This is a genomic window from Pantoea sp. OXWO6B1, assembly GCF_001641135.1.
Classification (GTDB): Bacteria; Pseudomonadota; Gammaproteobacteria; order Enterobacterales; family Enterobacteriaceae; genus Pantoea; species Pantoea allii.
In genome coordinates this window covers 1,879,472-1,899,537 of sequence record NZ_LWLR01000001.1, presented here as the reverse complement: position 1 = coordinate 1,899,537, position 20,066 = coordinate 1,879,472, and the positions used below count along the sequence as shown (strand labels likewise).

The 20,066-nt window shown below is 53.4% G+C and carries 17 protein-coding genes and 7 tRNA genes; 22 read left to right on the top strand and 2 right to left on the bottom strand.

The genetic code is table 11. The features are described 5' to 3' along the window. Positions 1 to 19 precede the first annotated feature (19 nt). From A6A26_RS11080 to A6A26_RS11040, 9 genes are all read left to right on the top strand, one after another. Positions 20 to 772, top strand: a complete 753-nt coding sequence (locus A6A26_RS11080; RefSeq protein ID WP_063878762.1) for an HAD-IIA family hydrolase — start codon at positions 20 to 22, stop codon at positions 770 to 772. Between the two features lie 304 nt (positions 773 to 1,076). Continuing rightward, positions 1,077 to 2,744: an asparagine synthase B gene (gene asnB / locus A6A26_RS11075; protein WP_063878761.1), complete on the top strand. Its 1,668-nt coding sequence runs from the start codon at positions 1,077 to 1,079 to the stop codon at positions 2,742 to 2,744. A 217-nt stretch (positions 2,745 to 2,961) separates the two neighbouring features. Beyond that, positions 2,962 to 3,038: transfer RNA gene (locus tag A6A26_RS11070), tRNA-Met, on the top strand. A gap of 10 nt (positions 3,039 to 3,048) precedes the next feature. Beyond that, positions 3,049 to 3,133 (top strand) — tRNA-Leu (locus A6A26_RS11065). Between the two features lie 22 nt (positions 3,134 to 3,155). Continuing rightward, positions 3,156 to 3,230: transfer RNA gene (locus tag A6A26_RS11060), tRNA-Gln, on the top strand. Between the two features lie 34 nt (positions 3,231 to 3,264). Further along, positions 3,265 to 3,339, top strand: a tRNA-Gln gene (locus A6A26_RS11055). A gap of 22 nt (positions 3,340 to 3,361) precedes the next feature. After that, a tRNA-Met gene (locus A6A26_RS11050) sits at positions 3,362 to 3,438 on the top strand. Between the two features lie 6 nt (positions 3,439 to 3,444). Then, positions 3,445 to 3,519 (top strand) — tRNA-Gln (locus A6A26_RS11045). Between the two features lie 27 nt (positions 3,520 to 3,546). Continuing rightward, positions 3,547 to 3,621, top strand: a tRNA-Gln gene (locus tag A6A26_RS11040). Positions 3,622 to 3,757: 136 nt separating this feature from the next. On the opposite strand, the gene ubiF is transcribed toward A6A26_RS11040, so the two are convergent. Next, entirely contained in the window at positions 3,758 to 4,930 is a 1,173-nt protein-coding gene (ubiF, locus tag A6A26_RS11035) for a 3-demethoxyubiquinol 3-hydroxylase (RefSeq protein WP_063878760.1), read from the bottom strand. A gap of 168 nt (positions 4,931 to 5,098) precedes the next feature. Between ubiF and miaB the strand changes: the two genes are divergently transcribed. The 9 genes from miaB to A6A26_RS10990 all read left to right on the top strand — a co-directional run bounded on the left by miaB (position 5,099) and on the right by A6A26_RS10990 (position 14,387). Further along, entirely contained in the window at positions 5,099 to 6,523 is a 1,425-nt protein-coding gene (gene miaB / locus A6A26_RS11030) for a tRNA (N6-isopentenyl adenosine(37)-C2)-methylthiotransferase MiaB (RefSeq protein ID WP_063878759.1), read from the top strand. 207 nt (positions 6,524 to 6,730) lie between these two features. Continuing rightward, a complete protein-coding gene (locus A6A26_RS11025; protein WP_063878758.1) occupies positions 6,731 to 7,792 on the top strand; it encodes a PhoH family protein in 1,062 nt (353 codons plus the stop codon). Further along, positions 7,789 to 8,262: an rRNA maturation RNase YbeY gene (ybeY, locus tag A6A26_RS11020; RefSeq protein ID WP_063878757.1), complete on the top strand. Its 474-nt coding sequence runs from the start codon at positions 7,789 to 7,791 to the stop codon at positions 8,260 to 8,262. Before A6A26_RS11025 ends, ybeY begins: the two co-directional genes overlap by 4 nt. Before the next feature lie 81 nt (positions 8,263 to 8,343). Further along, positions 8,344 to 9,225 carry a CNNM family magnesium/cobalt transport protein CorC gene (corC, locus tag A6A26_RS11015; protein WP_063878756.1) on the top strand — a complete coding sequence of 294 codons (882 nt, stop codon included), beginning with the start codon at positions 8,344 to 8,346 and terminating at the stop codon, positions 9,223 to 9,225. A gap of 4 nt (positions 9,226 to 9,229) precedes the next feature. After that, positions 9,230 to 10,753, top strand: coding sequence for an apolipoprotein N-acyltransferase (lnt, locus tag A6A26_RS11010; RefSeq protein ID WP_063881130.1), 1,524 nt, complete (start codon positions 9,230 to 9,232; stop codon positions 10,751 to 10,753). Between the two features lie 440 nt (positions 10,754 to 11,193). Continuing rightward, the gene (locus tag A6A26_RS11005) at positions 11,194 to 12,090 is read left to right on the top strand and encodes an amino acid ABC transporter substrate-binding protein (RefSeq protein ID WP_063878755.1); all 897 of its coding nucleotides are present in this window, start codon (positions 11,194 to 11,196) and stop codon (positions 12,088 to 12,090) included. Between the two features lie 153 nt (positions 12,091 to 12,243). Further along, positions 12,244 to 12,984, top strand: coding sequence for an amino acid ABC transporter permease (locus A6A26_RS11000; RefSeq protein ID WP_063878754.1), 741 nt, complete (start codon positions 12,244 to 12,246; stop codon positions 12,982 to 12,984). Then, a complete protein-coding gene (gltK, locus tag A6A26_RS10995; protein WP_063878753.1) occupies positions 12,984 to 13,661 on the top strand; it encodes a glutamate/aspartate ABC transporter permease GltK in 678 nt (225 codons plus the stop codon). The genes A6A26_RS11000 and gltK overlap by 1 nt, the downstream gene beginning before the upstream one ends. Beyond that, entirely contained in the window at positions 13,662 to 14,387 is a 726-nt protein-coding gene (locus A6A26_RS10990; RefSeq protein WP_063878752.1) for an amino acid ABC transporter ATP-binding protein, read from the top strand. Positions 14,388 to 14,420: 33 nt separating this feature from the next. Here A6A26_RS10990 and A6A26_RS10985 read toward each other — a convergent pair whose 3' ends face one another. Then, the gene (locus tag A6A26_RS10985; RefSeq protein WP_063878751.1) at positions 14,421 to 14,903 is read right to left on the bottom strand and encodes a zinc ribbon-containing protein; all 483 of its coding nucleotides are present in this window, start codon (positions 14,901 to 14,903) and stop codon (positions 14,421 to 14,423) included. A gap of 223 nt (positions 14,904 to 15,126) precedes the next feature. On the opposite strand from A6A26_RS10985, the gene leuS reads away from it, so the two are divergent. From leuS to nadD, 4 genes are read left to right on the top strand one after another with little or no spacing between them, the layout of a single operon-like run. Beyond that, on the top strand, positions 15,127 to 17,709 hold the full coding sequence (gene leuS / locus A6A26_RS10980) for a leucine--tRNA ligase (protein WP_063878750.1): 2,583 nt from the start codon (positions 15,127 to 15,129) through the stop codon (positions 17,707 to 17,709). A gap of 14 nt (positions 17,710 to 17,723) precedes the next feature. Next, a complete protein-coding gene (gene lptE / locus A6A26_RS10975; RefSeq protein WP_063878749.1) occupies positions 17,724 to 18,323 on the top strand; it encodes an LPS assembly lipoprotein LptE in 600 nt (199 codons plus the stop codon). After that, a complete protein-coding gene (gene holA / locus A6A26_RS10970) occupies positions 18,320 to 19,351 on the top strand; it encodes a DNA polymerase III subunit delta (protein WP_063878748.1) in 1,032 nt (343 codons plus the stop codon). Before lptE ends, holA begins: the two co-directional genes overlap by 4 nt. Beyond that, positions 19,344 to 19,985, top strand: coding sequence for a nicotinate-nucleotide adenylyltransferase (nadD, locus tag A6A26_RS10965; RefSeq protein WP_063878747.1), 642 nt, complete (start codon positions 19,344 to 19,346; stop codon positions 19,983 to 19,985). Before holA ends, nadD begins: the two co-directional genes overlap by 8 nt. Positions 19,986 to 20,066 lie beyond the last annotated feature (81 nt).

Sequence of the window (20,066 nt, the reverse complement as noted above, 5' to 3'; positions counted from 1 at the left end):
CGCGCATCGGAACCCATTTATGACGATTAAAAATGTAATTTGTGACATTGATGGCGTGCTGATGCACGACAATACGGCGGTACCCGGCGCGCAGGAGTTTTTGCAGCGCATTCTGGCGAAAGATATGCCATTGGTGGTGCTGACTAATTATCCTTCACAGACGGCGCGCGATTTAGCGAACCGGTTTTCCTCGGCAGGCATTGAAATACCGGATTCGGTGTTTTACACCTCCGCTATGGCTACGGCTGACTTTCTGCGTCGGCAGGAAGGCAAAAAAGCCTATGTGATTGGCGAGGGCGCGCTGGTACACGAGCTGTATAAAGCCGGTTTTACCATCACTGATGTCAACCCGGACTTCGTGATTGTCGGTGAAACCCGCTCATTTAACTGGGATATGATGCATAAGGCGGCCTTCTTCGTGGCAAACGGTGCGCGTTTCATCGCAACGAACCCGGATACCCACGCCCGGGGCTTCGTGCCAGCCTGCGGCGCACTCTGTGCCGGTATTGAGAAGATCTCCGGTCGCAGGCCGTTTTATGTCGGGAAACCCAGCCCCTATATTATGCGTGCCGCGCTGAACAAGATGCAGGCCCATTCAGAGGAAACGGTCATTGTGGGCGATAATCTTCGCACCGATATCCTGGCCGGTTTTCAGGCCGGTCTGGAAACGATTCTGGTGCTTTCAGGGGTTTCTACCCTTACCGATATCGATGCTATGCCTTTCCGCCCCGACTGGATCTTCCCGTCTGTCGCGGATATCGACCTGTTTTAATGCCTTTCTCTTATGACGCACTGGCAAAACAGGCGGTGCGTCTCCCCTTTCTGGCCCGTTAAAGCCATTACCAGCGTTCAAAAAGCGTGCTGAAATTCCATTTCATTGCCGATCCATCAATAAAAACCTTATTTCATTAGATGAAATTCAATATTAGTCGCTCGCCACCAACATTTTCATCAGCAAAAGACGATTCCTCTTGCATTGAGGGTGGGAAATAACGCATTTTCTTATACATCACGCAGCGACAGGCTGCCGGACAAACGTAAAATTACATCGCCGCAGGTGAGTTCAGGAGTCAGATATGTGTTCTATTTTTGGTGTGCTGGATCTGAAAAGCGATCCCGTTGAGTTACGCAAAAAAGCATTGGAAAGCTCACGTTTGATGCGTCACCGTGGGCCGGACTGGTCAGGCGTTTACGCTGACGATCATGCCATTCTTGCTCATGAGCGCCTCTCAATTGTTGACGTGAACAACGGCGCACAGCCGCTGTATAACGCTGACCACACCCACGTACTGGCAGTGAATGGCGAGATCTATAACCATCAGGCTCTGCGCGCAAAATTAAGCGATCGTTATGCTTTTCAGACCGGATCAGACTGTGAAGTGATTCTGGCGCTGTATCAGGAGAAAGGCGTCGATTTCCTTGACGAGCTGGAAGGCATGTTTGCCTTTATCCTGTATGACAGCGTAAAACGCACCTATCTGATTGGCCGTGACCATATTGGCATCATCCCGCTTTATATGGGCAACGATGAGCACGGTAACCTGTTTGTCGCCTCTGAAATGAAAGCGCTGGTGCCGGTGTGTCGTTCAATCAAAGAATTCCCGCCAGGAAGCTACCTTTCCAGCACCGATGGTGAAATCCGTCGTTACTGGCAGCGTGACTGGATGGAATACCAGAACATTGAAAACAACGTGACTGATGCAGCCGAGCTGAAACATGCGCTGGAAGAATCCGTAAAAAGCCACCTGATGTCAGATGTGCCTTATGGTGTGCTGCTGTCAGGCGGTCTGGACTCCTCCATCATTTCAGCGGTGACCAAGCGTTTTGCCGCTAAGCGAGTGGAAGATCAGGATAAGAGCGATGCCTGGTGGCCGCAGCTGCACTCCTTTGCCGTCGGCCTGGAAGGCTCGCCGGACCTGAAAGCTGCAAAGCTGGTGGCCGAGCATTTAGGTACGGTTCACCATGAAATTCATTTCACGGTGCAGGAAGGCCTTGATGCCATTCGTGACGTGATTTACCACATCGAAACCTATGATGTGACGACGATTCGTGCCTCCACGCCGATGTACCTGATGTCGCGTAAAATCAAAGCGATGGGCATCAAAATGGTGCTGTCAGGCGAAGGTGCTGACGAAGTCTTTGGCGGTTATCTGTACTTCCATAAGGCACCGAACGCGAAAGAGTTCCACGAGGAAAACGTTCGCAAACTGCTGGCCCTGCACATGTTTGACTGCGCACGCGCCAACAAAGCCATGTCGGCCTGGGGCGTTGAAGCCCGCGTGCCTTTCCTGGATAAGAAATTCCTTGATGTGGCTATGCGCATCAACCCACAGGACAAGATGTGCGGCAGTAACGGTAAGATGGAAAAACACATTTTGCGTGAATGCTTCTCGTCCTACCTGCCAGAAAGTGTGGCATGGCGCCAGAAAGAGCAGTTCTCCGACGGCGTTGGCTACAGCTGGATCGACACGCTGAAAGAAGTGGCGGCGAAACAGGTCAGCGATCAGCAGTTGGCGACGGCGCACTTCCGTTTCCCACACAACACGCCGGGCTCAAAAGAAGCCTACCTTTATCGCGAAATCTTTGAAGAACTGTTCCCGTTGCCGAGCGCGGCTGAATGCGTCCCGGGCGGCCCGTCTGTTGCCTGTTCATCGGCGAAAGCCATTGAGTGGGATGAGGCATTCAAAAACATGGATGACCCGTCAGGACGCGCCGTAGGCGTGCACCAGTCCGCTTATAAATAAGTGCTATACTGAGTGCGTAATGGGCCGAATACGGCCCATTTTTTTTGTTATTGGCGTTGTATTCACTGAAAAATTGCCGAATAAAGCATCAGCCTGGTTATAAGCCAGACAAACAGGCGTTTGAAGGCAAAAAACGGCAAAAAACTTGTTGACGCTGTGTAGTCAACTCCGCATAATGCGCCCCGCAACGCCGATGAAGGTTGCGCGAAAAAAAGATGGCTACGTAGCTCAGCTGGTTAGAGCACAGCACTCATAATGCTGGGGTCACAGGTTCGATTCCCGTCGTAGCCACCATCTTTTTTCTGCGGGAGTGGCGAAATTGGTAGACGCACCAGATTTAGGTTCTGGCGCCGCAAGGTGTGCGAGTTCAAGTCTCGCCTCCCGCACCATTTCATGATTCGGCAGCATGGATGGGGTATCGCCAAGCGGTAAGGCACCGGTTTTTGATACCGGCATTCCCTGGTTCGAATCCAGGTACCCCAGCCAATTTCGATGAATCTCGTGGCTGCGAGTGGACGAATGGGATATCGCCAAGCGGTAAGGCACCGGTTTTTGATACCGGCATTCCCTGGTTCGAATCCAGGTATCCCAGCCATCATCGAAAGGCAGTACAATTTGGCTACGTAGCTCAGCTGGTTAGAGCACAGCACTCATAATGCTGGGGTCACAGGTTCGATTCCCGTCGTAGCCACCATTTTTTTGGGGTGTCGCCAAGCGGTAAGGCACTGGTTTCTGATACCAGCATTCCGGGGTTCGAATCCCTGCACCCCAGCCATTTTAAGACAATTTGATTTGACACCATTGGGGTGTCGCCAAGCGGTAAGGCACTGGTTTCTGATACCAGCATTCCGGGGTTCGAATCCCTGCACCCCAGCCAAATTAAGCAACAAAGCCCGCTTTTGCGGGCTTTGTTGTTTTTGGCATCTGGCATCTGGCATCTGGCATCTGGCATCTGGCATCTGGCATTTGCTGATACAGCCACGCATCACCTCAGTGCAACGCGTGGCGAGCGCTTACAATCCTAATGCGTATCGTAATACCTGACGCTTCAGCACGCCCGAATGTTCAGCGGCAATCAATCCCAGATTACGTACCAGCTTTAACGGCCCAATGCGGTTACTGAAGGTAAAATAGAACAGGTCCATCCCGCTCTGCATCAGCAGGTTATCGTTGCGACGCTGGCGCTGATAACGCAGCAGCACCCGTTCCGATGACCAGGCTTCTGCTTTACCACGCGCGTCAATCAGCACATCCATCAGTGCGTCGATATCCCGATAACCCAGGTTCACGCCCTGCCCTGCTAACGGATTAATGGTATGCGCGGCATCGCCCACTAAAGCCAGCCCTGGCAAGACATAGCGTAAGGCGTGACGACGGACCAGTGGAAAGCCTCCTGCTGCGTGCGCCTGAAAACGCCCCAGCCGTGCCGGGAAGTGGCTGGCGATCTCTTTTTCCAACTGCGGCATCGGCATGGCCTGCAACTGACGAATGCGTGCAGCAGAGTCATACCACACCAGAGAAGCATGATGACCAAACAGCGGCAGAAAAGCACGAGGGCCCTGAGGGGTAAAGTGCTGCCAGGTGGCGTCACCCGCAGGATGTTCACAGGTCACACTGATCAGTAAACAGGACTGCGCATAGCGCCAGCCATGAATACCGATGCCGGCCATCTGTCGCACCTGCGAGTTAGCGCCGTCTGCGCCCACCACCAACGCTGCCGTCACCGCGTTCCCATCGCTTAAAGACAACGTCCAGCCACCATTGCAGGGCTGGAGATCGTCCATGGTCGCCGGACAGAGTAACGTAACCCCGCGCTGTTCCATTTCTTCCCACAGGGCGCGTTGCAACACGTTATTTTCAACCATATAGCCCAGTTCAGGCAGCCCCAGCGACTCTGCATCGAAATTGACCTGCGCCGTTTGCCACTCCCAGGTTTCAAGTTTGCGATAAGGCGCACAGCGCATCGCTTCAACACGTTGCCAGACATTCAGTTGCTTCAGGAGTGCCACAGAAGAGGAACCGACAGCGGAGATACGCACATCGGGCAGGCTGTGTGGATCAAAAGGTGGCGGCGTTGCCCGCTCCACGACCGCCACACGGAACTTGTGCTGCATCAGCCCACATGCCAGCGCGGCACCGACCATGCCACCGCCCACAATCACCACATCAAACTGGTTATCCTGCATAACTTGTATCCCTCTCATATGCCGTCACTTTTCAGCGCGGTTGTCTTACTGCAAAGTGTACCGGAAAAATCAGGCACGATCAGAAAAGCCCTCAGGCTGGTCACATCCGCAGCAAAGCATTACAATACGCCCCCAGCACTTCACTGCACTGATTTAATGGCTAGCTCGATGACAAAAAAACTGCATATCAAAACCTGGGGATGTCAGATGAATGAGTACGATTCATCTAAGATGTCTGACCTGCTGAACAGCACGCACGGCTACACCCTGACAGAGGAAGCTGAAGAGGCGGATATTCTGCTGCTCAACACCTGCTCTATCCGCGAGAAAGCGCAGGAGAAGGTTTTCCACCAGTTGGGGCGCTGGAAAAAACTGAAAGAGCGCAACCCGGATTTGATCATCGGCGTTGGCGGCTGCGTCGCGTCGCAGGAAGGGGATCATATTCGCCAGCGTGCGCCTTGCGTGGACATTGTCTTTGGTCCACAAACCTTGCACCGTCTGCCCGAAATGATCAACACCGTGCGCGGCAGCAAAAGTCCGGTTGTCGATATCAGCTTCCCGGAAATCGAAAAATTTGACCGTTTGCCTGAACCGCGCGCCGATGGGCCTACCGCGTTTGTCTCCATCATGGAAGGCTGCAACAAATACTGTACTTTCTGCGTGGTGCCTTACACCCGCGGTGAAGAAGTCAGCCGTCCCTCAGACGATATTCTGCTGGAGATCGCGCAGCTTGCCGCGCAGGGCGTACGCGAAGTCAATCTGTTAGGTCAGAACGTTAACGCCTATCGTGGCGCAACCTTTGATGGCGACGTATGCACCTTTGCTGAACTGTTGCGCCTGGTCGCGGCCATTGATGGCATTGACCGTATTCGCTTCACCACCAGCCATCCGATTGAATTCACTGACGACATCATTGAAGTTTATCGCGATACGCCAGAGTTGGTGAGCTTCCTTCATCTGCCCGTACAGAGCGGCGCTGACCGTATTCTGACGCTGATGAAGCGCGCCCATACCGCGCTGGAATACAAAGCCATCATTCGTAAACTGCGTGCGGCGCGTCCTGATATTGAAATCAGCTCTGACTTTATCATTGGCTTCCCGGGTGAAACCCAGCAGGACTTTGAGCAAACCATGAAGCTGATTGGCGATATCAACTTTGATATGAGCTACAGCTTTATCTACTCAGCGCGCCCTGGCACGCCAGCGGCGGACTTGCCTGACGACGTCAGCGAAGAAGAGAAGAAGCAGCGTCTCTATATTCTGCAGGAACGCATTAACCAGCAGGCGATGGCGATCAGCCGCCGCATGATGGGCAGCGTGCAGCGGATTCTGGTGGAAGGCATCTCACGTAAAAACGTGATGGAGCTGACAGGCCGGACCGAAAACAACCGCGTGGTGAACTTTGAAGGGTCGGTAGAGATGATTGGCAAATTTGCCGACGTCGAAATCGTGGACGTGTATACCAACTCCTTACGTGGGAAGCTGATTCGCACGGAAGATGAACTCGGTTTACGCGTTGCGGAAAGCCCTGCGTCTGTTATTGCCCGTACCCGTAAAGAAAATGACATCGGCGTCGGGGTCTTCCAGCCCTGATCCCTCGTTATGTGCGGCGGCGCAGCACTGGCTGCCGCACATTCTGCTGTTTTGCACTTGGTTTCTGCCTGTGCCGCCCAAATATCACTTCATACGCTTGCGCCCCGGCGCTACCGCATAAATAATTTCGTTACGATGCATCCGCTTAAGGCGTTTGATGCAGCAGCAAACCCTCTCAACTGGCCCTGAGTGACCCAAAGGATTCGTTTGAATATTGAAACCCGTGAAATCGCCCTTGAACCGGCTGATAACCGCCGTCTGATGAGCCTGTGTGGTCCGTTTGATGACAATGTAAAACAGCTGGAACGTCGTCTTGGCATTGAGATTAATCGCCGCGACAACCAGTTCAAACTGGTTGGTCGGGTGCTGTGTGTGAATGCCGCCGTTGATATCCTGAAAACGCTCTATGTCGATACCGCGCCCGTGCGCGGCGCGATCCCGGATATCGAACCTGAACAGATTCATCTGGCCATCAAAGAGAGCCGGGTGCTGGAACAAACAGCGGAAAGCGTGCCGGACTACGGCAAAGCGGTCAACATTAAGACCAAACGTGGCGTGATTAAACCGCGTACGCCGAACCAGGCACAGTACATCGCGAATATCCTCGACCATGACATTACCTTTGGTGTCGGTCCTGCGGGTACCGGTAAAACCTATCTGGCCGTGGCAGCCGCGGTCGATGCGCTGGAACGGCAGGAGATTCGCCGCATCCTTCTGACGCGCCCTGCCGTAGAAGCGGGTGAGAAACTCGGCTTTCTGCCGGGCGACCTGAGCCAGAAAGTGGACCCGTACTTGCGCCCCCTCTACGACGCCCTGTTTGAGATGCTGGGATTCGAAAAGGTTGAGAAACTGATGGAGCGCAACGTGATTGAAGTGGCTCCGCTGGCTTACATGCGTGGTCGTACGCTGAATGACGCGTTTATTATTCTGGATGAAAGCCAGAACACCACCATCGAACAGATGAAGATGTTTCTGACGCGTATTGGCTTCAACTCTAAAGCGGTCATTACCGGTGACGTGACGCAGATCGACCTGCCGCGCCACACCAAGTCCGGTTTACGCCATGCAATAGAGGTGCTGTCCGAGGTTGAAGAGATCAGCTTCAACTTCTTCCACAGCGAAGACGTCGTGCGTCACCCGGTTGTGGCACGTATTGTTACCGCCTATGAAGCCTGGGAAGAAGCCGATCAAAAACGTCGTGATCAGCAAGCTGAAGAGCGTAAACGCGACGCCCTTGCGGCCCAACACAGCGCCCAGGAGAATTCATGAGCGACGTGATCCTCGATCTGCAACTGGCCTGCGAGCAGACCGATAATTTACCGACGGAAAGTCAGTTTCAACACTGGCTGGAAGCGGCAGTCATGCCCTTTCAGCCGGAAAGTGAAGTGACCATTCGTGTGGTGGATGAATCCGAAAGTCATGAGCTTAATTTGACCTACCGTGGCAAAGACAAGCCGACCAACGTGCTGTCATTTCCCTTCGAAGCCCCGCCCGGCATCGAATTACCGCTGCTAGGCGACCTGATCATTTGTCGTCAGGTGGTTGAGCAGGAAGCGCAGGAACAGGGAAAAACCACAGAAGCCCACTGGGCGCACATGGTGATCCATGGCACGCTGCATCTGTTGGGTTATGATCACATTGAAGACGGCGAAGCCGAAGAGATGGAAGGTATTGAGACAGAGATAATGCTTGCTCTTGGTTATCCTGATCCGTACATTTCGGAGAAAGAAAACACCTGAAGCTGTGATTCAGGCCATCCTGCTGCTGGCGAACAGGCCGGCAGCGTAATTTCCTTACCAGAGAGATCTTTAAAAACCGCCATGAGCGACGACCATTCTCAAAACAGCGATGCACCCAGTAGTAAAAAGGGATTTTTTTCCCTACTAATCAACCAACTGTTCCACGGTGAACCTAAAAACCGTGATGAGCTACTGGGTCTTATCCGTGACTCCAATCAAAAAGACCTGATTGATCAGGATACCCGGGACATGCTCGAGGGCGTGCTGGATATTGCAGAACAGCGCGTGCGGGACATCATGATCCCACGCTCCCAGATGATTACGCTAAAACGAAATCAGAACCTGGAAGAGTGCCTGAGTGTAATTATCGATTCAGCACACTCTCGCTTTCCGGTGATCAGCGAAGACAAAGACCATGTTGAAGGCATCCTGATGGCGAAAGATCTGCTGCCGTTTATGAGCAGTGAATCTGAAGCTTTCAGCGTGGAAAAAGTCCTGCGACCGGCGGTGGTTGTCCCTGAGAGCAAGCGTGTTGATCGCATGCTGAAAGAGTTTCGCTCGCAGCGCTATCATATGGCGATTGTGATTGATGAGTTTGGTGGTGTGTCCGGACTGGTCACGATTGAAGATATTCTGGAGCTGATCGTTGGCGAAATCGAAGACGAATATGACGATGAAGAAGATCGTGATATCCGTCAGCTTAACCGTCAGACCTATACCGTTCGTGCACTCACGCCGATTGAAGATTTCAACGAGGTGTTTGGCACCCAGTTCAGCGATGATGAAGTGGACACCATTGGCGGGCTGGTCATGCAGGGCTTTGGTCATCTACCGGCGCGTGGCGAAAGCATCGACATCGATGGTTACCAGTTCAAAGTTGCCATGGCTGACAGCCGTCGTATCATCCAGGTTCATGTAAAAATTCCGGAAAATTCGGCGCTACCTCAACTGGATGACGAATAATTTTATGGCATTAGCCTCACTTTACCAGCGGCAGCGGGTACGTCTGCTGCTGGCTTTACTCAGCGGCGCCTGTGGCACGCTTGCCTTTTCCCCTTATGATTTCTGGCCTGCCGCTCTGCTCTCGCTCTGCGGGTTGCAAATCCTGACCTTAAACCGTACCAGCCCACAAGCCAGCGCCATCGGTTTCAGTTGGGGATTTGGCCTTTTTGGCAGCGGCATCAACTGGGTTTATGTCAGTATTGCCACCTTCGGCGGAATGCCGGGGCCGGTTAACGTATTCCTGGTCGTGCTGCTGGCGGCGTATCTGGCGATTTACCCGGCCCTGTTTGCCGGGGTGCTTAACCGCATTTGGCCACGAACCACCTTGTGGCGGCTGGCACTGGCGGCCCCCGCATTATGGCAGGTAACGGAGTTTTTACGCGGCTGGATATTAACCGGATTTCCGTGGTTACAGTTTGGCTATAGCCAGATCAACGGCCCGTTGAAAGGTATTGCGCCTCTGGCGGGTGTGGAAAGCATCACCTTCCTGATGATGATCGTTGCCGGGTTACTGGTGTACGCCCTGCAGCAGCGCAATATTAAAAGCCTGGTGGGTGCGCTGGCATTACTGGCCCTGTGCTGGCCATTACGCTATCTGCAGTGGTATCAACCACTGCCAGCACGGGCAGTCAATGTGGCGCTGGTGCAGGGCGACATTCCCCAGTCAATGAAGTGGGACCCGCAACAGCTGCTGAATACCCTGCGTATTTACAGCGATCTGAGCCAGCCACTAATGGGCAAAGCCCCCATTATTATCTGGCCGGAGTCGGCCATTACCGATCTGGAAAGTAACCAGAAACCTTTCCTGCGTTCGCTGGATAATGAATTACGCGCGCGCGGCAGTTCGCTGGTCACTGGTATCGTGGATTCGCGTCTGGAGCAGAATCGCTACCATGACTACAACACGGTAATCGTTCTGGGCGGACCGAAGCCTTATAACTACTTCAGCCCCAACCGCTATCAGAAACACCACCTGGTGCCCTTTGGTGAATTCGTTCCCATGGCTGACCTGCTGCGACCGCTGGCCCCTTTCTTTGATTTGCCGATGTCTGCCTTTAGTCGCGGCGCTTATCTGCAGCCTCAGCTCAACGTGGCAAATTATCATCTGACGACGGCCATTTGCTATGAGATCGTTTTAGGGGAACAGGTGCGCGCCAACTTCCGTCCGGATACCAACTTTCTGTTAACCGTCTCGAATGATGCCTGGTTTGGTCACTCGATTGGCCCCTGGCAGCATTTCCAGATGGCGCGCATGCGCGCACTCGAACTGGGCAGGCCACTGCTGCGCGGCACGAATAACGGTGTGACTGCCGTGGTGAATGCCGATGGCGATGTGGAGAAAGTTCTGCCGCAGTTCACCCGGGATGTTTTAGTGGACAAGGTAACGCCCACCCGCGGTGAAACCCCCTATTCCAGAGCCGGTCTCTGGCCGGTATGGTTAGCCACCCTGTTGGCCGGGCTGATCGCCTTTATCAGGCGTCACCGCTAATTCCCTGTGGCGAAGCGCGGCTTCGCCACATCTTCTCTCCCTGCTCTTCCTGCTTCTGCTTCTGCTTCTGCTTCTGCTTCTGCTTCTGCTTCTGCAATAAAACTAACGTTTCACCGGATTGTCATTTTATTTTGGCACGATGATTGCAAAATGTTTCTGTATTCACTGGCATTCAGGCCTGTTAGCGGGCGCGGCGCACCAAAAAGAGTCCTGATGCGCACCCTTTATGTGCATTGGCCTTTATTTGCCTTTTTTTGGTGCGAATGACATCGCAAAAAAGAAACTTTTTTGTTTCATTGAGTTAACAATCCGCTATGTTAGTGAATATTCTCAGCGCTTAAGCGCGAAGGGATAACAAGAAAAGCAGCGCAAAATACACACAACATCACAATCAGTACAGGGGTAGATCCTGTGCAATTTCCACATGAAGGAGTTGGAACATGCAATTACGCAAAGTGGCATTATCTCTTCTGCTGTTAAGCGCAGCAGCGGGAGCGGCCCAGGCGGAAGATCTGAGCGGTACCCTGAAGAAAATCAATGACAATGGCGTCATTGTCATCGGGCATCGTGAATCATCAGTTCCCTTTTCTTATTACGACAACCAGCAAAAAGTGGTTGGTTATTCTCAGGCTTATTCCAATGCCATTGCAGACGCGATTAAAGCCAAACTGAATAAGCCCGATCTGCAAATTAAAATGATCCCTATTACATCGCAAAACCGTATTCCGCTGTTGCAGAACGGCACATACGATTACGAATGCGGTTCCACCACCAATAACCTTGAACGCCAGAAACAGGCGGCATTCTCCGATACCATTTTTGTTATCGGCACCCGTTTGCTGGTCAAGAAAGGCGGTCCGATTAAAGATTTCGACGATCTGAAAGGTAAGACTGTCGTCGTGACCTCAGGCACCACCTCAGAAGTGCTGCTGCACAAACTGAACGACGAGAAAAAAATGGATATGCGCATTATCAGCGCGAAAGACCATGGTGACTCGTTCCGCACGCTGGAAACCGGCCGTGCCGTGGCCTTTATGATGGACGATGCGCTGCTGGCTGGCGAACGTGCCAAAGCGAAAAAGCCTGACGACTGGGAAATCCTGGGTACGCCGCAGTCTAAAGAAGCCTATGGCTGTATGCTGCGCAAAGACGATCCACAGTTCAAAACCCTGGTGGATGACACCATTGCGAAAGCCCAGACCTCAGGCCAGGCAGAAAAATGGTTTGATATCTGGTTTAAGCAGCCTATCCCGCCTAAAAACCTGAACATGAACTTTGAACTGTCTGATGACATGAAAACGCTGTTCAAAACGCCTAATGACAAGGCACTGAATTAACAACGATAACAAGGGCGGCATTGTCGCCCTCTCGATTGCTGAAACTGCGACGTGGACAGACAGCCTGCACGGGTCGTTCCCCCGAATCAGGCGAATTAAGTCGCTCATCAATCTTCAGGGTAGCTCTGCTACCCTTTTTTACCGGAGCTCGTTATGGGTATCGATTGGAACTGGGGCATATTTCTCGAACAGGCCCCGTTCGGTAATACCACCTATCTCGGCTGGTTGTGGTCCGGTTTTCAGGTGACGATAGCCGTCTCCTGCTGTGCCTGGATTATTGCTTTCTGTGTAGGTTCATTTTTTGGCATTCTGCGTACTGTCCCTAATCGCCTGTTATCCACGATAGGAACCTGCTATGTAGAACTGTTTCGTAATATCCCCCTTATCGTTCAGTTCTTCTTTTGGTATCTGGTTGCGCCAGAGCTGGTGGGACAGAATCTCGGTATGTGGTTCAAGTCAGAACTGGACCCTAACCTGCAGTTCTTTATCTCCTCAGTCATCTGTCTGGGCTTGTTCACCGCTGCACGCGTTTGCGAGCAGGTACGTGCCGCCATTCAGTCGCTGCCGCGCGGCCAAAAGAACGCCGGGCTGGCCATGGGGCTGACGCTGCCACAAACCTATCGCTACGTGCTGTTGCCCAATGCTTATCGGGTTATCGTGCCGCCGATGACGTCAGAGATGCTTAACCTGGTTAAAAACTCGGCGATTGCCTCGACGATCGGTCTGGTTGATATGGCGGCACAGGCAGGAAAACTGCTGGACTATTCCGCGCACGCCTATGAATCCTTCACCGCGATTACCCTGGCTTACGTGGCAATTAATCTGGTGATTATGTTGCTGATGGGCCTGGTTGAACGCAAAGTGCGTCTGCCTGGCAACGCGGGAGGCAAATGATGTACGCATTTGACTGGAGTTCTATTCCTCCCAGCCTGCCCTATCTGCTTAGTGGCCTGGTCATCACCTTCAAGATCACCATAACCGCCGTTGTGTTTGGCATCCTCTGGGGCACGCTGCTGGCGGTAATGCGCCTGTCCACCTTCAAGCCCATCAGCTGGTTTGCCAGGCTGTATGTCAACCTGTTCCGCTCGGTGCCGCTTGTGATGGTGCTGCTGTGGTTCTATCTGGTTGTACCCAGCTTTTTACAGCAGGTGTTGGGGATTTCGCCCAAGACCGATATCCGTCTGATCTCAGCCATGGTGGCATTCTCCCTGTTCGAAGCCGCCTATTACTCTGAAATCATTCGTGCCGGGATTATCAGCATCGCACGGGGGCAGTCCAGCGCTGCGCTGGCGCTGGGAATGACGCAGTGGCAGTCGATGAGACTGATTATTTTACCCCAGGCGTTTCGCGCCATGGTTCCGCTGTTACTGACTCAGGGCATCGTGTTGTTCCAGGATACCTCGCTGGTTTATGTCCTGAGTCTGGCTGACTTCTTCCGCACCGCGTCCACTATTGGCGAACGTGACGGTACCCAGGTAGAAATGATTTTGTTTGCTGGTCTGGTCTACTTTGTGATCAGCCTGAGCGCATCACTGTTGGTCAGCTATCTAAAAAGAAAAAGGACGGTTTAAATGATTAACCTGAAAAACGTTTCCAAGTGGTATGGTCAATTTCAGGTGCTGACCGACTGCTCTACCGAGGTACAAAAAGGTGAAGTGGTGGTGGTATGCGGGCCGTCGGGTTCAGGCAAATCAACCCTGATTAAAACCGTCAATGGTCTGGAGCCGATCCAGCAAGGCAGCATTACGGTGAATGGCACCGAAGTGAACAATAAAAAAACCAACCTGGCTACGCTGCGCAGCAAAGTCGGCATGGTGTTTCAGCACTTCGAGCTGTTCCCTCACCTGAGCATTATCGACAACCTGGTACTGGCACAGGTAAAAGTGCTGAAGCGGGATAAGGCGGCTGCCCGCGATAAAGGTCTGAAGCTTCTGACCCGCGTGGGTCTGTCTGCTCATGCCGACAAGTTTCCCGGACAACTCTCGGGAGGTCAGCAACAGCGCGTGGCGATTGCCCGGGCGCTCTGCATGGACCCCATTGCCATGCTGTTTGATGAACCGACATCGGCGCTCGATCCTGAGATGATCAATGAAGTGCTGGACGTCATGGTGGAACTGGCGCAGGAAGGCATGACCATGATGGTCGTCACCCACGAAATGGGCTTTGCTCGTAAGGTGGCGAACCGGGTCATTTTTATGGACGAAGGCAAAATTATCGAAGACACCAAAAAAGAGGACTTCTTTAATAATCCGCAGTCTGAACGGGCGAAGGATTTCCTGGCAAAAATTCTGCACTAAAAACCAGGCGGGCACGGTGCCCGCCTGTTTCTGTCAGGGCTCAAATGGCTGGCGATAAAACTGATCGTGATTGCATTCCGGACAGCGTGACAGGGTTTCCGCCGTATAAATCGCGCGAGTAAAGTGACATTTTTCGCACACCAGATTGCCCAGCCCCACCACCTCACCGCTTTGGTAAACGCCGTGATGTTGTAAATCCTGGAAGACTTCGCGCCACTCCAGCTGGCTTTTATCCGTGATGTCTGCCAGCTCTTTCCAGATACTTTCGCGGATCACGCGCATAAAGACCGAATCCGCCACCGGTTCTTCCGCTTCTGCATAGTTACGACCGAACTCGGCTAAATCGCGACGCACCGAGGCCAGTGCCCGATCGACTTCATCTGGTGTCAGATCTGAGTGCGCACGTAAATGACGACGCCGATCTTCCACCAATGTATCCAGATCGCGATCGCCGTGGCGAAGACGTTCGGTTAATACCGCCAACGAATCGTGATACTCCTGTGCCACTTTATTCATTTTATTCTCCTTTTTGCGCTCAGTACCTGTACTAAGTTTAGCTACTTTGTCACATTTGCCCGGTTCACTGGGTAAGGAATGGTAAAAGAGTGAAAACGCTGACGCTTTAGCGATAAATCGCCCCTGCATAAAGTGGGAAGTGTTGTTGATGTGCGGCCTTATGGGTATGCTATGCGGATCGTAAAGTCAGCAAAGTGTCATTTATTAAGGACCACAGGCAGCCATGCAAGAGCAATACCGCCCGGAAGAGATTGAATCCCGCGTTCAGCAGCAGTGGGATGAAGACGAAACGTTTAAAGTGACTGAGCAGGAAGGCAAAGAGAAATATTATTGTCTGTCCATGTTGCCCTATCCTTCTGGCCGCCTCCATATGGGCCACGTTCGTAACTACACCATCGGCGACGTCATCGCGCGTTATCAGCGCATGCTCGGCAAAAACGTGCTGCAGCCTATCGGCTGGGATGCATTCGGTCTGCCTGCGGAAGGCGCGGCGGTAAAAAATAATACCGCACCGGCGCCCTGGACTTATGACAATATCGCCTACATGAAAAACCAGCTTAAACTGCTGGGTTTTGGCTATGACTGGAGCCGCGAGCTCGCCACCTGCCAGCCAGAATATTACCGCTGGGAGCAGTGGTTCTTTACCAAACTCTATGAGAAAGGCCTGGTATACAAAAAAACCTCGGCGGTGAACTGGTGCCCCAATGACCAGACCGTTCTGGCTAACGAACAGGTTATCGATGGCTGCTGCTGGCGCTGTGACACCAAAGTTGAGCGCAAAGAGATTCCGCAGTGGTTTATCAAAATTACGGATTACGCTGAAGAGCTGCTGAACGATCTGGATACGCTGGAAGAGTGGCCTGAGCAGGTCAAAACCATGCAGCGTAACTGGATTGGCCGTTCTGAAGGGGTGGAAATCACCTTTGACGTAGCGGACAGCAACGAGAAAGTCACGGTCTATACCACGCGTCCGGACACCTTCTATGGCGCAACCTACGTTGCCGTCGCGGCAGGCCATCCGCTGGCCCTGCAGGCTTCCGCAAGCAACCCTGCCCTGGCTGATTTTATTGCCGAATGCCGCAACACCAAAGTGGCTGAAGCTGACATGGCCACCATGGAAAAGAAAGGGATGGCTACCGGGCTGTTTGCTGTGCATCCATTAACGGGTGAGCCTGTTCCTGTCTGGGTCGCTAACTTTGTGCTGATGGAGTACGGCACGGGTGCCGTCATGGCGGTGCCGGCCCATGACCAGCGTGACTGGGAGTTTGCCACTAAATACGATCTGCCGATCAAACCGGTTATCCTTAACCTGGACGGCAGCGAGCCAGATGTCAGCGCTGCCGCGATGACCGATAAAGGCGTGCTGTTTAACTCAGCCGAGTGCAGCGGTCTGGATCACAGCGCCGGGTTCAACGCCATTGCTGATGCGCTGGCCGCGAAAGGCGTTGGCGTGCGCAAAGTCAATTACCGCTTACGCGACTGGGGTGTTTCCCGTCAGCGTTACTGGGGCGCGCCGATTCCTATGGTCACGCTGGAAGACGGCACCGTGATGCCCACGCCAGAAGATCAGCTTCCGGTTATCCTGCCTGAAGATGTGGTGATGGACGGCATTACCAGTCCGATTAAAGCCGATCCAGAGTGGGCGAAAACCACCGTAAACGGTCAGCCTGCACTGCGTGAAACCGATACCTTTGACACCTTTATGGAGTCTTCATGGTATTACGCGCGCTACACCTGCGCCGATTATAAAGACGGCATGCTGGACCCGGCGGCGGCGAACTACTGGCTGCCGGTGGATCAGTATGTGGGCGGTATCGAACACGCCATCATGCACCTGATGTATTTCCGTTTCTTCCACAAACTGCTGCGCGATGCCGGCCTGGTGAATTCGAATGAGCCCGCCAAACGTCTGCTGTGTCAGGGGATGGTGTTAGCGGATGCGTTCTATTACGTGGGTGTTAACGGTGAACGTAACTGGGTTTCTCCTGTTGATGTGACGGTCGATCGTGATGAGAAAGGCCGCATCGTGAAAGCAGTAGACACGCAGGGCCGTGACGTGATCTACGCAGGCATGAGCAAAATGTCGAAGTCGAAAAACAACGGCATTGATCCACAACTGATGGTTGAGCGCTATGGCGCAGATACCGTACGTCTGTTCATGATGTTTGCTTCCCCGGCTGATATGACGCTGGAGTGGCAGGAATCCGGTGTTGAAGGCGCTAACCGCTTCCTGAAACGCGTCTGGAAACTGGCCTACGACCATTCGCAGAAAGGGGCTACCGTTGCCCTGGACGTTGCCAGCCTGAACGATGATCAGAAAGCCTTGCGTCGCGATCTGCACAAAACCATTGCCAAAGTTTCCGATGATATTGGCCGTCGTCAGACCTTCAACACCGCGATTGCGGCCGTGATGGAGCTGATGAATAAGCTGGCGCGGGCGCCGCAGGACAGCGAACAGGATCGTGCCCTGATGCAGGAAGCGTTACTGGCCGTGACGCGTTTACTGTATCCGTTCACACCACATGCCTGCTACGTACTGTGGCAAACGCTGGGTGGTGAAGGCACTATCGACAATGCGGAATGGCCGGTGGCCGATGACGCCGCGATGGTTGAAGATTCTCTGCTGGTCGTCGTTCAGGTTAACGGTAAAGTCCGTGGTAAAATTACCGTACCCGCCGATGCAACCCAGGAACAGGTTCAGGCGCGTGCGGCTGAGGAACCATTAGTAGCGAAATACCTTGATGGTGTTAGCATTCGTAAAGTCATTTATGTACCGGGCAAACTGCTTAACCTGGTTGTGGGTTAAGTTCAGGAGGAACTGTGCGACATCCGATTATCAGGTTGTTTGTCATGCTGGCGGTGGTCATCACCGCTGGCTGTGGTTTTCATCCGCGCGGCACCACTCAGGTGCCAACCGAACTGAGAACGCTGGTTTTAGACAGTGGTGACCCTTACGGCCCTCTGGCGCGTACCGTACGTCAGCAGTTGCGTCTCAACAACGTGAATATTGTTGAAACTACGCAGAAAAACAGCATGACCGTGCCAACGCTACGTCTTGGCGGAGAAGGACAAAGCCGTAGTACCGCCTCCGTATTTATCAGCGGTACCACAGCTGAGTATCAATTGACGATGACGGTCTCTGCTCAGGTGCTGATCCCGAATAAAGGGATCTACCCTATCAGTGCAACCGTTTACCGCTCGTTCTTTGATAACCCTAACGCGGCACTGGCGAAAGACGCTGAGCAGGACATGATTATTCAGGAGATGCGCCAGCGCGCAGGCGAACAGTTGGTGCGTAAGCTGCTAACTGTTCATGCTGCGCAGATGGAATCTCAGCAAATGTCGTCCAAATCGACGATTTCCAAACCGGTTCAACCTGCTGCGGAGGTTTCTTCTTCCGCCACGCCAATGCCGCAATGATCAGGATTTACCCGGAACAACTCAGCGCGCAGCTCCGTGAGGGGCTGCGCGCCTGTTATTTATTAACCGGTAATGAACCCTTGCTGTTGCAGGAAAGTGCAGATGCGATTCGTGCCAGCGCCGTGGCGCAGGGTTTTGAAGAGCATCTGAGTTTTACGCTCGATGCGCAAACGGACTGGGACAGCCTGTTTGTTAGCTGTCAGTCAATGAGCCTGTTTGCTCAACGCCAGACGCTGACGTTACAGTTTCCTGAAAATGGACCGAATGCGGCTATCGCGGAGCAACTCATCAAGCTGGCCCCGCTGCTCCACGCCGATATTCTACTGATTTGCCGAATGGCAAAACTCAGCAAAGCGCAGGAAAACAGCGCCTGGTTTAAAACGCTTTCGGCCCATGCCGTGCTGGTCCCCTGCCAGACGCCAGAACAGGCTCAGCTCCCTCGCTGGGTCGCCAGCCGTGCAAAAGCCCTTAAGCTCGACATCGATGATGCTGCCGTCCAGCTACTCTGCTACTGCTATGAAGGTAACCTGCTGGCGTTGTCCCAGGCGCTTGAACGACTGTCACTGCAGTGGCCCGATGGCAAACTAACGCTGCCACGCGTTGAAGCCGCCGTCAGCGATGCCGCTCACTTTACCCCTTATCACTGGGTTGATGCGCTGCTTGGCGGCAAAAGCCGACGCGCACTGCATATTCTGCAGCAGCTTGAAAGAGAAGAGAGCGAAGTCGCGATATTACTGCGCACCCTGCAGCGCGATTTGCTGACCCTGTTGCATCTGCAGCGCCATCAGTCACAACAGCCGCTGCGTACACTCATGGATCAGCAGCGTATCTGGCAGAATCGCCGCAACCTGTTTACCGAGGCACTGCAACGCCTGGATGCAGCGCGATTACAGCAGGCTATTCACTTGTTGATGCAAATCGAGATCACGCTGAAACAGGATTATGGTCAATCGGTCTGGCCACAGTTGCAGACGCTGTCAATGCTGATCGCGAATCGCGCGTTCCCTGCGAGCCTTGCCCATGTCTGACTTACATGCCCTGTTTGGCGGCACCTTCGATCCGGTTCATTTTGGTCATCTCCGCCCGGTAGAAAAACTGGCCGAACAGATTGGCCTGTCCCGGGTTACCCTGCTGCCCAATAATGTGCCACCGCATCGGCCACAGCCCGAAGCCAGCCCGCAACAGCGGGTTGAAATGCTTGAGTGCGCCATAAAAACGTTGCCACTTTTTGACATTGATACGCGGGAATTACAACGTGATACGCCTTCATGGACGGTGGACACCTTAGAAGCGCTGCGGGCCGAACGGGGCGAACAACCGCTGGGCTTTATTATCGGTCAGGACTCCCTGCTGTCGCTGAACAAATGGCACCGCTGGCAGGACCTGCTCAGCCTGTGCCATCTTTTAGTGTGTAAGCGGCCAGGCTATCCGACGGAAATGGCGTCGCCAGACATGCAGCGCTGGCTGGATCGCCACGTCATTCAGGACAGCCAACAGCTCAGGCAACGCCCGGCTGGGGCGATCTGGCTGGCAGAAACCCCGCTGTATGCCATCTCTGCCACCGAGATCAGGCAGCGTCGCCATCAACATCTCGCCTGTGACGATTTACTGCCTGCCTCCGTGATTACCTACATAGACCGCGCCGGCTTATATCGCGACTGATATGGGCGTGATATACTGCGCCGCTAAATTTTTCGGCTGTCTTCCGGGTTTCAGCCAGCCCGCTCTCATCCAGTTTTAAAG